Below are 13,302 nucleotides of genomic sequence, written 5' to 3'. Positions count from 1 at the left end.
TCACAATACAAGCGTTGAAAAAGATAAACGGACTGAAAGAAAGACGCTCCTAAAATGGAGCGTCTTATCAGATTAAATGGCAAAAATATTACAAATCTCGAAAACGTTTATTTAACTGATAAGTAGAAGAGGTAATATAACGTTCCATTTGTTGTAAACGTTTTTCACCTTGCATCAATTGATTATCTACCCCGCTTAAAATGTCTTTTAAGCTCTCTTGCTGATTTTCACCTTGCTGGTAATTAGCAGGAGCTGGCTCCATAAAGAAACTTAAAACAAAATAAGCAACAATAGTTAAACCGAAAAAACCAGCAAACAGCGCAATCACCGCAATAACCCTGATAAGTAAAACAGGAATATTAAAATAATGGGCAAGCCCAGCACATACACCACGGATCATGCCCTCTTGTGGCAAGCGATACAATTGCTTGCTTTGCATCGTCATTGTGATTGCCTCCAGTTAGGATGTTCTGCATCAAGTATTTGTTCTAACGTCTTAATGCGTTCCTGCATTTGCTGAGCTTTATCCACCAGCGCGCTCAGTCGCTGCATTTCTTGATGGGTTAACTGAACATTACCTCCACCTTTCTGACTGTTGTAGTGCAACCACAACCAAATAGGGAGAATAAATAAAACGAAAATTGTCAGTGGTATTCCCAGAAATATATAGCCCATTACATATCCTTTATAAGATGGTTATTACGCTTGCTGTTACTCTTTATTGATATTGATTTTAGCTTTTAATGCCGCTAATTGCGCGCTAATTTCATCATCAGCTTTTAATTCAGCAAACTGTTGGTCTAAAGATTTTTCCTTTCCTAAACCATAACTTTGAGCTTCACCTTCCATATGGTCAATACGGCGTTCAAATTGTTCAAAACGCGCCATTGCTGCATCCATTTTACCACTGTCTAATTGGCGACGAACTTGGCGAGATGAATTTGCTGCTTGATGACGCACAACTAAAGACTGCTGTTTTGCGCGTGTTTCAGTTAGCTTGTTTTCTAATTCGCTAATTTCGCCTTTTAAACGAGTTAGCGTTTCATCAATAATAATCAGTTCGTGTTTCAATGTGTCATTAACTGATGCTACACGTTGTTTTTCGATTAATGCTGCACGAGCTAAATCTTCCTTTTCCTTGATAAGAGCTAACTCTGCTTTATCCTGCCAATCTTTCATCTGTTTTTCAGCTTGTTCGATACGGCGCTCTAATCCTTTCTTTTCAGCTAAAGTGCGTGCAGAAGTTGTACGGATCTCAACTAACATATCTTCCATTTCTTGGATCATTAGGCGGATCATTTTTTCAGGATCTTCCGCTTTATCTAATAAAGAAGCGATATTGGCATTAATAATGTCAGCAAAACGTGAAAATATACCCATGATGTTATCCTTAATAGCTATGCTAATTAGTGACGTTAAATTATTTCAGTAATGGCGCACTGTCGTAACGCCGGCATACTTTAGTTAATACAATTTGCGTGCCAACTTTTAAAATTCACTTAAGCTATTAATAATAGGTAATTTATATTGTTCGCCTATTTTTCGAACACCTGATAGACTGGTAAAAAATACCTCAATATGGTGAATTTAACCAATGAATGAGAATTTAGAGACAATAATCGGCGTTGATAGTCAATTTATTGATGTATTAGAACAAACCTCAGCACTCGCTCAATTAAAAAAGCCTGTATTAATTATTGGTGAACGAGGTACAGGCAAAGAGTTGATCGCTCATCGCTTACACTATCTTGCTCCTTGGTGGCAAGGACCTTTTATTTCAATCAACTGTTCTGCGCTCAATGACAATTTACTTGATTCTGAGCTTTTTGGTCATGAAGCAGGCGCTTTTACTGGTGCTAGAAATCGTCATCAAGGGCGTTTTGAACGTGCGGATGGAGGTTCTCTTTTTCTTGATGAACTGGCGACTGCTCCCATGCTTGTGCAAGAAAAGCTTCTGCGCGTCATTGAGTATGGTCATTTAGAGCGCGTTGGGGGCAGTCAATCTCTGCATGTTGATGTTAGGCTTATTTGCGCGACAAATGCAGATTTACCCGCAATGGCAGAAGAAGGTAAATTTCGTGCCGATTTACTCGATAGATTGGCGTTTGATGTTATTAGACTCCCGCCATTAAGAGAGCGACGTGCAGATATTATGTTGCTTGCTGAAAATTTCGCTATCTCAATGTGCCAAGAGTTAGGTTTACCTTTTTTTCCTGGTTTTAGTGATAGTGCGCGCCAAGTACTTTTAGATTATTCATGGCCAGGTAATATTCGTGAGCTAAAAAATGTTGTTGAACGCTCGGTTTATCGTCATGGAACCTGCGATAACGTACTCACCAATATTATTATTGATCCCTTTGCCGATCTTCAGACGTCAAAAACACCCACATTAAAAAAATCACCTAAAGAAAATTTTTCACTACCTATATTACCGTTGGATTTACGCCAATGGCAAAATGATGTAGAAAAAAAATTAGTAAATAGTGCATTAAAAGAGAGCTTATATAACCAGAAAGAGGCGGCTGAAAAATTATCACTAAGTTACGATCAATTTAGAGGGCTAATTAAAAAACATCAAATAATAACTTAATTTATTGATAAATATAGTTTTTTAATTACCAAAGGGGAGGCGTAAACAATAGGTAAAAAAAAAGCCAGCACCCGAGCTGGCTAGTAAAAAATACTGGAAGCAATGTGAGCAATGTCGTGCCCTCTGCGGAAAACCTCTTACCGCCGAAGGACAATACGGATGATAATCTTTATCATTAGCATTTGTAAAGCATTTTATTGAGAATTTTTCTCACTTTGTTTTTTTGACTATTTGGGGATAGAAAGTTTTTTAAGTTACAATAGCAAAATCGTTTCTCTAAAAGACATTATTTATGCGCCCTATTTTATTTATTGGTACTTTGCTACTCACCTTTACAAGCGTAACTTGTATTGCGGATGTAGCACCAAAAACACAAGCACCATCTATAACGCTTGAGCCAACTCCAATTAATCAAAATGGCTTTGTTTACTGTGTTGATGGCAGTGTAAATACCTTTAATCCACAACTATCAAGTAGTGGATTAATTATTGATCCTCTAGCTGCACAGCTTTATGACCGTCTTTTAGATGTCGACCCATACACTTATCGCCTGATCCCTGAAATTGCAGCTCGATGGGAAACATTAGATAACGGCGCGACATACCGCTTTTATTTACGTAAAAATGTCTCCTTTCAACAAACATCTTGGTTCACACCAACACGTAAACTTACCGCTGATGATGTTATTTTTAGTTTTGAAAGGATGATCAATCCACAAAATCCTTTCAATCAAATTAATGGCGGGAAATACCCCTATTTTGACAGCTTAAGTTTTGCCAATAATATCCAATCGATAAAAAGACTAGGTCAATACACGGTAGAATTTAGCTTAAAAGAGCCTGACGCCTCCTTTCTATGGCATTTAGCAACACATTACGCCCCTATTCTTTCTGCCGAATACGCCCAAAATTTAGAAAAATCAGGCGATCAAACACAGCTTGATTGGAAACCAGTAGGAACAGGCCCTTTCTTTTTAGATGAATATCAACCAGGGCAATTTGTTCGTTTATTTAGAAATAAAGATTACTGGAAAGGCCAACCCAAAATGCAACAGATTGTTATTGATATGGGTGCAGGTGGTACAGGCCGTATATCTAAATTACTCACTGGTGAATGTGATGTTTTAGCCTATCCTGCCGCAAGCCAATTAAAAGTCTTACGTGACGATCCACGACTAAGATTAACGTTGCGTTCTGGTATGAATATCGCTTATTTAGCCTTTAACACCAGCAAACCACCCCTAAATGATCTTAAAGTTCGTCAAGCTATTGCTTATGCCATTAATAACGAACGTTTAATGGAATCTATTTATTATGGTACGGCAGAAACGGCAGCATCAGTGCTTCCTCGCGCATCTTGGGCTTATGATAACCGAGCAAAAATTACAGAATATAATCCTGAGAAATCGAAACAAATTCTTAAAGAGCTAGGCCTTGATGGGCTGAAATTAAATCTTTGGGTACCTAGCGCCTCACAATCTTATAATCCAAGCCCATTAAAAATGGCGGAACTTATTCAAGCAGACTTAGCGCAAGTGGGTATTCAAATGAGCATTCGTCCTATTGAAGGACGATATCAAGAAACGAGTATGATGGATCGCACCCATGATATGACCTTATCTGGTTGGTCAACTGACAGTAACGATCCTGATAGTTTTTTCCGTCCTCTCTTTAGCTGTGCAGCCATTGGCTCACAAACTAACTTAAGTCATTGGTGTTTACCTAACTTTGATGATATTTTGAAAAAAGCGCTTTATAGTCAGCAACTTGCTTCAAGAATGGATTATTATCATGAAGCTCAAGATATTCTTGCTCAAGAGTTACCAGTGTTGCCTTTAGCAAACTCTTTACGTATGCAAGCATATCGTTATGATATTAAAGGATTGGTATTGAGTACTTTTGGTAATGCGTCTTTTGCTGGTGTTTATCGAGAGGCAGAAGTAGACGAACAAAATCACAAGAAAGAGGCTGTAAAATAATCCATGATTATTTATTCAATACGTCGATTGCTTTTATTGCTTGTGACACTGTTCTTTTTGTCGCTAGTGAGCTTTAGCCTAAGTTATTACACACCAAATGCCCCGTTAAGTGGTGCATCACTCACCGATGCCTACTTTTTTTATGCCCATAATATGATCCATTTTGATTTTGGTATTTCCTCTATCAATGGTGAACCTATCAAAGCGCAATTGGTAGAGGCACTTCCAGCGACCATGGAGCTTTGTACATTAGCTTTTCTTTTTGCCCTTATTGTAGGTATTCCTGCTGGTATTATTGCGGGAGTTTGGCGTAATAAATCCGCCGATATTATTATCAGTAACTTCGCGCTTTTAGGTTTTTCTGTGCCAGTATTTGGACTTGCATTGCTGCTAACGCTTTTCTTCTCACTAAAATTGGGTTGGCTACCTGTTTCAGGCCGTATTGATTTGCTTTATAACTTACAACCTATTACAGGCATTGCATTAGTGGATGCGTGGTTATCTGATTCACCTTATCGTCAACAAATGATCATTAATGTATTACAGCATTTAATTTTACCTGTAATAACTCTGGCTATTGCACCAACAACCGAAGTTATTCGATTAATGCGAAACAGTACGGAAGAAATTATGTCAGAGAACTACGTGAAAGCAGCCGCAACTCGAGGTCTTTCACGTTTTACAATTATTCGTCGCCATATTCTTCATAATGCTTTACCCCCAATCATCCCTAAATTAGGCTTACAGTTCTCCACCATGCTTACGCTAACTATGGTAACAGAAATTGTATTTAACTGGCCGGGGCTTGGTCGTTGGTTGGTTACAGCAATCCGTCAACAAGATTACTCTGCTATTTCAGCTGGCGTAATGTTGGTGGGTTCAATGGTCATTATTGTCAACGTTTTATCGGATATTGTGGGCGCAATGAGCAACCCAATGAAACATAAGGTGGGATATGCCTTTAGATAGCCAATTTTATAAAGAGAAAAAAACACCCACACCCGCTGCGGTGATTTGGCAATGTTTTTCTAAAGACGTTATCTCAATGGTTGGGTTTTATGGCGTTCTTTTTCTCTTAGTGCTCAGTATTATAGGCCCTTATATTGCGCCTTATGCACTTGACCAACAATTTTTTGGCCATCAACTCACTCCGCCATCTTGGTATCAAAACGGCAATGTCTCTTATTTCTTTGGTACAGATGATTTAGGACGTGATGTATTCAGCCGAATTTTAATTGGTACAAGCATGACCTTTGGTGGTGCATTTATTGTTACTTTTGCAGCGACACTGATGGGATTAATTATCGGTTGTTTTGCAGGTATGACTCATGGCTTAAAATCCGCTATTCTCAATCATATATTAGATACCCTGTTATCAATTCCATCCCTACTGCTTGCTATTATTGTTGTAGCTTTTGTTGGAACAAGCCTTGGTCATGCGATGATAGCGATTTGGCTAGCGCTGTTACCTCGTTTAGTCAGAATGATTTACTCTGCGGTTAATGATGAATTAAACAAAGAGTATGTTATTGCTTCTCGACTTGATGGTGCATCGAACATTTCCATTTTATGGTATACCGTACTGCCTAATATTACGCCTGTATTAGTTTCTGAATTAACACGCGCTTTCTCAATTGCTATTCTTGATATTACAGCATTAGGTTTTCTCAATTTAGGTGCCCAACTTCCTTCACCAGAATGGGGAGCGATGTTAGGTGATTCGTTAGAGTTAATATATGTTGCTCCTTGGACAGTCTTAATTCCGGGCGCCACAATTATGATAAGCGTTTTACTGGTGAACCTTTTAGGTGATGGTTTACAGCGTGCAATAAATGAGGGAGTTGAATAATGCCTTTATTAGATATACGCAATTTAACCATTGAATTTATGACACCCGATGGCCCAGTAAAAGCGGTAGATCGTGTTTCTATAACCTTAAATGAAGGTGAAGTGAGAGGTCTTGTTGGTGAATCAGGGTCGGGTAAAAGCTTAATTGCAAAAGCGATTTGTGGCGTTACAAAAGATAATATCAGTGTGACAGCCGATCGCTTTCGTTTTGATGATATCGACTTACTTAAATTATCACCAAGAGCTAGACGCCGTGTCATTGGTCATAATGTTTCAATGATTTTCCAAGAGCCACAATCTTGTCTTGATCCTGCTACAAAAATTGAACAGCAACTTATACAGGCAATTCCTGGTTGGACTTTTAAAGGCCATTGGTGGCAACGCTTTCATTGGCGAAAACGTCGCGCAATTGAACTATTACACCGTGTAGGTATTAAAGATCACAAAGACATTATGCGCAGTTATCCTTATGAATTAACTGAGGGTGAATGCCAAAAGGTGATGATTGCCATTGCTATTGCAAATCAGCCTCGATTGCTGATTGCGGATGAACCGACTAACGCTATGGAGCCGGCAACACAAACCCAAATCTTTCGTTTACTGACTCGACTTAATCAAAATAACAATATGACCATTTTGTTGATTAGCCATGATTTGCAATGGATGAGCAAATTGGCGAATAAAATTACGGTTATGTATTGTGGTCAAACCGTTGAAACGGCATCCCCTGACGAGTTATTAGTGACACCTTATCATCCTTATACTCAGGCTTTGATCCGCTCTATTCCCGATTTTACCAACTCATTGGCACATAAGAGCCGTTTAAATACATTACCCGGTGCAATCCCCTCTCTTGAGCATTTACCTGTGGGATGTCGCTTAGGGCCTCGCTGCCCTTATGCGCAGCGACAATGTATTGAAGCACCTCGGTTACGTTTATTTAAAAACCATGCCGTGGCTTGTCATTTTCCGTTAAATGTGGAGCCAACTGATGTTCGATAAGCTGCTTGAGGTGAAAAATCTATCAAAAACATTTCGCTATCGTACCGGATTATTTCGGCGTCAGCAGTTAGAAGCCGTAAAACCTGTGAGTTTTACGCTAGAACCCAAGCAAACTTTAGCTATTATTGGTGCTAATGGTTCGGGAAAATCTACACTAGCGAGAATGTTATCAGGTGTGACAGAGCCTACGGGTGGCGATATTTTTATTAATGGGCATCAACTGACTTTTGGTGATTACCCTTATCGTAGTCAGCGAATTAGAATGATATTTCAAGATCCCACCAACTCATTAAACCCGCGCCAGCGTATTGGTCAAACATTAGAGATCCCTTTACGCCTGAATACAGACTTAAGTGCGATTGAGCGTGAAAAACGAATTTATCAAACATTACGCCAAGTGGGTCTTTTACCTGAACATGCAAACTATTATCCTCATATGTTTGCATCAGGTCAGCGTCAACGAATTGCGCTTGCACGAGCATTGATATTACAACCTCAAGTCATTATTGCCGATGAGGCAATAGCTTCGCTGGATATGTCTTTACGCTCACAAATAATAAACTTGATGTTAGAACTGCAAGAAACCCATGATATTGCCTATATTTATGTGACACAAAACTTAGGCATGACAAAACATATTAGCGATAAAATCATAGTGATGGATAATGGCGAAGTCGTTGAACGTGGTAATACAGCAGAAGTCCTTGCGTCACCATTACATGAAGTTACTCGAAGATTGGTAGCAAGTCACTTTGGTGAAGCCTTAACAGCAGAAGCTTGGCGTCAAGATTTGACTTAAGTGTAAACAATATAAGCATAATGTTGATTGTACATTATTTCACCCTTTTCCTTTAACTCCTCGGAGGTGCTAGGGAAATTAAACAAATTTACAAATGTCGTGGTAGAATCAGCCACGTTTATTAACAATAAGCGTGATAACCTAACAGATAAATAAAACTGTGAATGATGTTATTATCGCGATTTACGAAAAAACAAGGATACAGCTATGGGCTTTATGACCGGCAAACGCATTCTTATTACTGGTGTTGCTAGTAAATTATCAATTGCTTATGGTATTGCCAAAGCTATGCGTGACCAAGGTGCAGAACTTGCATTTACTTACCAAAATGAAAAACTGAAACCACGCGTTGAAGAATTTGCAGCATCATTAGACTCAAATATCGTATTAGAGTGTGATGTGTCAAAAGACGAAAGCATCGATACCATGTACGCAGAACTTGCAAAAGTTTGGCCAAAATACGATGGTTTTGTTCACTCTATCGGTTTTGCTCCTGCTGACCAATTAGATGGCGACTACGTTAATGCCGTAACTCGTGAAGGCTTTAAAATTGCTCACGACATCAGTGCATACAGCTTCGTTGCTATGGCGAAAGCAAGCCGTGAAATGCTAAATCCAAATTCAGCTCTATTAACTCTGACTTATTTAGGCGCTGAACGTGCAATCCCTAACTATAACGTTATGGGTCTGGCAAAAGCCTCTTTAGAAGCTAACGTTCGTTATATGGCAAATGCTATGGGTCCTGAAGGTATTCGTGTTAACGGTATCTCAGCAGGTCCGATCCGTACATTAGCGGCATCTGGTATCAAAGATTTCCGAAAAATGTTAAGCCATTGCGAGTCAGTAACTCCTCTGCGTCGTACTGTAACAACGGAAGATGTGGGTAATACAGCCGCATTCTTATGCTCTGACTTATCTGGTGGTATCACAGGTGAAATCATTCACGTAGATGGTGGTTTCAGCATCGCTGCAATGAATGAATTAGAATTAAAATAATTCTATTCTATAAATAAATAGAAGCCAGTCTTACTGTTAAGGCTGGCTTTTTATTATAACAATGCTGCTATTTATCCTTACTTTTTAATTGATTTTTTTCTTCTATTTTTTAGCTTATTCCTATAATCTTTTTTATACTAGCGATAAAATAATCACCTATTAATAAAAGGACTTAATGTATGAAGAAATTTAGATTTCTGTTTTATATTTTTGCTCTTATTGGTGCAATTATTTTTGTTGTGGCGTTGTTTGTTATTAAATCTGAATTAAATGTAGTAAGAAATGGAATAGAGACAACAGGTGTTGTTATTGACCAAAGTGTGAGTAAATCTTCGGATGATAGAAGTATTTATCACCCTATTATTAGATTTAATACGGAAGATAATAGAGAAATAACGTTTCGCTCACCAGAAGGTGGCAATCAATCCCGCTTTTATCTTGGTGAAAAGATTAACGTTATTTATCTTCCAAGTGATCCACAAAGAGCAACAATAAACAATTTTTTAGGCTTATATGGCGCGGGTACTATATTAAGTATTTTTGGATTGGTATTTGCATCAACAGGGCTTATCCCTTTGTATTTTATCAGAAGAAGAGCAACAAGGGATCAACGACTAAAACGTGATGGGATGCCTATCAATGTAAAAATATCCGAAATTATTATTAATAGTCATATTCGTTTTAATCACCGTTCTCCCTATCAAATTATTGCTGATTATCATGATACATTAAACAATCGATTAATTCGTTATAAAAGTGGTTATATCTTTTTTGATCCCACACCTTATATTAATAAAGAGCTTGTTACAGTCTATGTTGATAAACGAAATCCAAAAATCTATTACCTTGATATTTCTTTTTTACCCTCCTTTGAAGAGTCATAATTGAAGACGTCTTATATCCTATTAATATAAGGGCATTTGTTTTCGTGTATTTTCATCAATTAACTGCCTTGTTCACAGATTTACAAAAGCCTTTTTTATTCGCATCATTTGAGTTTGCTAATTTCTTAGAACCTCTTATCATCTTATATTAGTGAAGATATTCTGATATCTGTAAGTTAATTCACCACCTCATTGATAGGGAGCTATTCAATATGAAATTGTACTACACGCCAGGTAGTTGCTCGCTTTCCCCTCATATCGTTTTACGTGAAACCGGTTTAGACTTTTCAATAGAGCGCATCGACTTACGTGCTAAGAAAACAGAATCGGGGAAAGATTTTCTAACCATCAACCCAAAAGGCCAAGTCCCTGTTCTTCAATTAGATAATGGTGATATTTTGACTGAAGGTGTTGCAATTGTTCAATACCTTGCAGACTTAAAACCAGATAGGAATTTAATTGCACCGCCAAAATCGCTAGAACGTTACCATCAAATTGAGTGGTTAAACTTTCTTGCCAGTGAAGTACATAAAGGCTATAGCCCTCTATTTTCACCAGATACACCTGAAAGCTATGTACCTGTTATTAAAACTAAATTAAAAAGTAAATTTGCTTATATTAATGATGTATTAAGCAAGCAAAAATGTGCATGTGGTGAGCATTTTACGGTTATTGATGCCTATTTATTTACATTAAGCCAATGGGCACCGCATGTGGGTTTAGATTTAACTGACTTAACACATCTGCAAGATTACCTAAAACGCATTGCACAACGACCTAATGTGCATAGCGCACTGGTCACTGAAGGGTTAATTAAAGAGTGAGTTAAAACGTAATAAAAAATAAACTTAATACAATAAAAAAGCGGACGTAATATTCATATCCGCTTTTTCTTTTCTTAGGATTTTGTGTGGTTTAATCTATCTGTGTTGCGCAGAATCTGTGTGTTGGATGCACCATTTGATCTTGAGCAGCAACGAGTTGCAGTTCGTACTCATTCATCTCTTTCGTTTTTAGCATCACTTCATAAACTGCCGCGGCAACGTGTTCTAATGCAGTTTGTAATTCAACACCTTTAAGTAAATCCACTAGCATTAAACCACTGGTTAAATCACCGACACCCACAGGTTGACGCTCACCAAAATCAACTAATGGACGGCTCACATGCCAACTATGTTCTGCGGTAACTAGCAGCATTTCAAAACGATCATGACGATATCCAGCGCGTGATAAGTGTTTTACTAATACAACCTTTGGACCTTGTTTACACAATTCACGGGCAGCATTGACACACTCATCAACATTATGAAGGGCTTTGCCACCACTTAATGTTTCAAGTTCTAACAAATTAGGCGCAATGATATCGCTGATAGGTAACGCTTCTTCACACAGTACACCAGATACTTCTGGCGGCACGATACACCCTTTTTCAGGATGTCCCATTACAGGATCACAAAAATACCATGCGTTAGGATTCGCTTGTTTTACTTTTTTAACGATATCAACAATGCGCAAACCTTGTTCAGCCGATCCCAAATAACCACTTAGTACTGCATCACATTGTGAAAGTTTACCAATTGCGGCAATACCATCAACAATCTCAGTAATATGTTCTGCTGACATGACGCAGCCAGTCCATTTTTCTGGATATTGTGTGTGATTTGAAAATTGCACTGTATTTAGAGGCCAAACATTTACCCCCATACGACGCATTGGAAACTCAGAGGCGCTGTTACCTGCATGACCGAAAACAACATGTGACTGAATAGAGAGTATATTTTTCATGACATAAACCGATTATTGTGAATACACACAACACCCAAGCTTTATCATCATAGGCGAGGTATATACGTTTATTTATTGTTATTAAGAAAAAGGGCAACTCATCGGCTGCCCTTTACTGTCAATTATTTCCAGATAACGAGGCAGTAATGTTTTTTACCGCGACGCAAAATAGAATAATGACCAAATAAGAAATCTTTTTCTTCAAAGACGTATTCAGGATTGTCTTGTTTTTCACCATTAATTGAAACTGCGTTAGAGCCAATCATTGTACGAGCCTGACCGCGAGAAGGAACTAATTCTGCGTTAACCAGTGCTTGTTGCAAATCACTGCCTTTTTCTAACTCAATTGTTGGCATACCATCTTGTGCTAATTGTTCAAGGTCAGCTTGTGTTAAGTCTGCAATTGCACCAGAGAATAAGCTTTCTGTAATACGTTTAGCAGCGATTAAACCTTCTTCACCATGAACTAAACCAGTGACTAGTTCTGCTAATACACGTTGAGCACGAGGCGCTTGACCGCTATTTTTATCTTCTTCTTCAAGTGCATTAATTTCTTCAATGCTCATAAATGTGAAGAATTTTAAGAAGCGATAAACGTCAGCATCTGCTGTATTGATCCAGAACTGGTAGAATTTGTATGGGCTTGTTTTCTTAGGATCTAACCAAACCGCACCGCCTTCTGTCTTACCGAATTTAGTTCCATCAGATTTAGTAATTAATGGTACAGTCATACCAAATACTTGTTTCTGATTGAAACGACGGGTTAAATCGATACCTGAAGTGATATTACCCCACTGATCAGAGCCACCGATTTGTAATTCAACACCTAAATGCGTATTTAATGACGCAAAGTCATAAGCTTGTAATAGGTTATAGGCGAATTCAGTAAAAGAGATACCCACGTCGTCACGGTTTAAACGTTGTTTAACCGCTTCTTTGTTGATCATTTGGTTCACAGAGAAGTGTTTACCGATATCACGCAGGAATGTCAGCACATCCATTTGACCAAACCAGTCATAGTTGTTTGCTAATTCCGCACTGTTTTCACCACTGTTGAAATCTAAGAAAGGTGACACTTGTTTACGAATTTTTTCTACCCATTCGTGAACAGTATCTTGGGTATTCAGTTTGCGCTCAGTGGCTTTAAAACTAGGATCACCAATTAGACCCGTTGCACCACCCACCAACGCCACAGGCTTATGCCCGGCTAGTTGGAATCGTTTTAAACACAGCAAAGGAACCAAATGCCCCAAGTGCAGGCTATCAGCGGTAGGATCGAAGCCACAATAGAGAGCGATAGGACCTTGCTCCAAACGCTCTACTAAAGCTGCCTCATCCGTGACCTGAGCGATTAGCCCACGCTCCTGCAATTGTGTGATTAGGTTCTTGCTAGACATCAATGACTCCATCGGTTTATTGT

Annotated in this window: 14 protein-coding genes; 9 read left to right on the top strand and 5 right to left on the bottom strand. The window is 38.5% G+C overall.

Annotated features, from left to right (window positions below):
- Positions 1–88 precede the first annotated feature (88 nt).
- From pspC to pspA, 3 genes are read right to left on the bottom strand one after another with little or no spacing between them, the layout of a single operon-like run.
- Positions 89–445 (bottom strand): envelope stress response membrane protein PspC, encoded by a 357-nt coding sequence (gene pspC / locus ACNART_RS00800; protein WP_109372402.1) that lies wholly within the window; start codon positions 443–445, stop codon positions 89–91.
- Entirely contained in the window at positions 442–675 is a 234-nt protein-coding gene (gene pspB / locus ACNART_RS00795) for an envelope stress response membrane protein PspB (protein WP_023582319.1), read from the bottom strand. The genes pspC and pspB overlap by 4 nt, the downstream gene beginning before the upstream one ends.
- A 36-nt stretch (positions 676–711) precedes the next feature.
- Entirely contained in the window at positions 712–1,380 is a 669-nt protein-coding gene (pspA, locus tag ACNART_RS00790) for a phage shock protein PspA (RefSeq protein ID WP_072062534.1), read from the bottom strand.
- Between the two features lie 214 nt (positions 1,381–1,594).
- Here pspA and pspF point away from each other — a divergent pair, with 214 nt between their 5' ends.
- The 9 genes from pspF (at position 1,595) to gstA (ending at position 10,921) form a co-directional block, all read left to right on the top strand.
- Positions 1,595–2,590 carry a phage shock protein operon transcriptional activator gene (gene pspF / locus ACNART_RS00785; RefSeq protein WP_368926806.1) on the top strand — a complete coding sequence of 332 codons (996 nt, stop codon included), beginning with the start codon at positions 1,595–1,597 and terminating at the stop codon, positions 2,588–2,590.
- 292 nt (positions 2,591–2,882) lie between these two features.
- Positions 2,883–4,568, top strand: coding sequence for an ABC transporter substrate-binding protein SapA (sapA, locus tag ACNART_RS00780; protein ID WP_196533258.1), 1,686 nt, complete (start codon positions 2,883–2,885; stop codon positions 4,566–4,568).
- A gap of 3 nt (positions 4,569–4,571) precedes the next feature.
- The gene (gene sapB, locus ACNART_RS00775; protein ID WP_088496042.1) at positions 4,572–5,537 is read left to right on the top strand and encodes a putrescine export ABC transporter permease SapB; all 966 of its coding nucleotides are present in this window, start codon (positions 4,572–4,574) and stop codon (positions 5,535–5,537) included.
- Positions 5,524–6,417, top strand: coding sequence for a putrescine export ABC transporter permease SapC (gene sapC / locus ACNART_RS00770; RefSeq protein WP_023582324.1), 894 nt, complete (start codon positions 5,524–5,526; stop codon positions 6,415–6,417). Before sapB ends, sapC begins: the two co-directional genes overlap by 14 nt.
- Positions 6,417–7,418: a putrescine export ABC transporter ATP-binding protein SapD gene (gene sapD, locus ACNART_RS00765; RefSeq protein ID WP_088495738.1), complete on the top strand. Its 1,002-nt coding sequence runs from the start codon at positions 6,417–6,419 to the stop codon at positions 7,416–7,418. Before sapC ends, sapD begins: the two co-directional genes overlap by 1 nt.
- Entirely contained in the window at positions 7,408–8,217 is an 810-nt protein-coding gene (gene sapF / locus ACNART_RS00760; protein ID WP_023582326.1) for a putrescine export ABC transporter ATP-binding protein SapF, read from the top strand. Before sapD ends, sapF begins: the two co-directional genes overlap by 11 nt.
- 207 nt (positions 8,218–8,424) lie before the next feature.
- Positions 8,425–9,213, top strand: coding sequence for an enoyl-ACP reductase FabI (gene fabI / locus ACNART_RS00755; protein ID WP_072067955.1), 789 nt, complete (start codon positions 8,425–8,427; stop codon positions 9,211–9,213).
- Positions 9,214–9,392: 179 nt separating this feature from the next.
- Positions 9,393–10,097, top strand: coding sequence for a DUF3592 domain-containing protein (locus ACNART_RS00750; protein ID WP_109372406.1), 705 nt, complete (start codon positions 9,393–9,395; stop codon positions 10,095–10,097).
- 212 nt (positions 10,098–10,309) lie between these two features.
- Positions 10,310–10,921 (top strand): glutathione transferase GstA, encoded by a 612-nt coding sequence (gene gstA / locus ACNART_RS00745; protein WP_198619591.1) that lies wholly within the window; start codon positions 10,310–10,312, stop codon positions 10,919–10,921.
- 91 nt (positions 10,922–11,012) lie between these two features.
- Here gstA and pdxY read toward each other — a convergent pair whose 3' ends face one another.
- Positions 11,013–11,882: a pyridoxal kinase PdxY gene (pdxY, locus tag ACNART_RS00740; protein WP_198619592.1), complete on the bottom strand. Its 870-nt coding sequence runs from the start codon at positions 11,880–11,882 to the stop codon at positions 11,013–11,015.
- Positions 11,883–12,004: 122 nt separating this feature from the next.
- The gene (gene tyrS, locus ACNART_RS00735) at positions 12,005–13,279 is read right to left on the bottom strand and encodes a tyrosine--tRNA ligase (protein WP_036913193.1); all 1,275 of its coding nucleotides are present in this window, start codon (positions 13,277–13,279) and stop codon (positions 12,005–12,007) included.
- Between the last annotated feature and the right edge of the window lie 23 nt (positions 13,280–13,302).

The organism is Proteus sp. LHD240705 (assembly GCF_047921555.1).
Taxonomy (GTDB): domain Bacteria; phylum Pseudomonadota; class Gammaproteobacteria; order Enterobacterales; family Enterobacteriaceae; genus Proteus.
The sequence above is the reverse complement of the archived record's forward strand: the minus strand, read 5'-3'. Positions and strand labels throughout refer to the sequence as shown.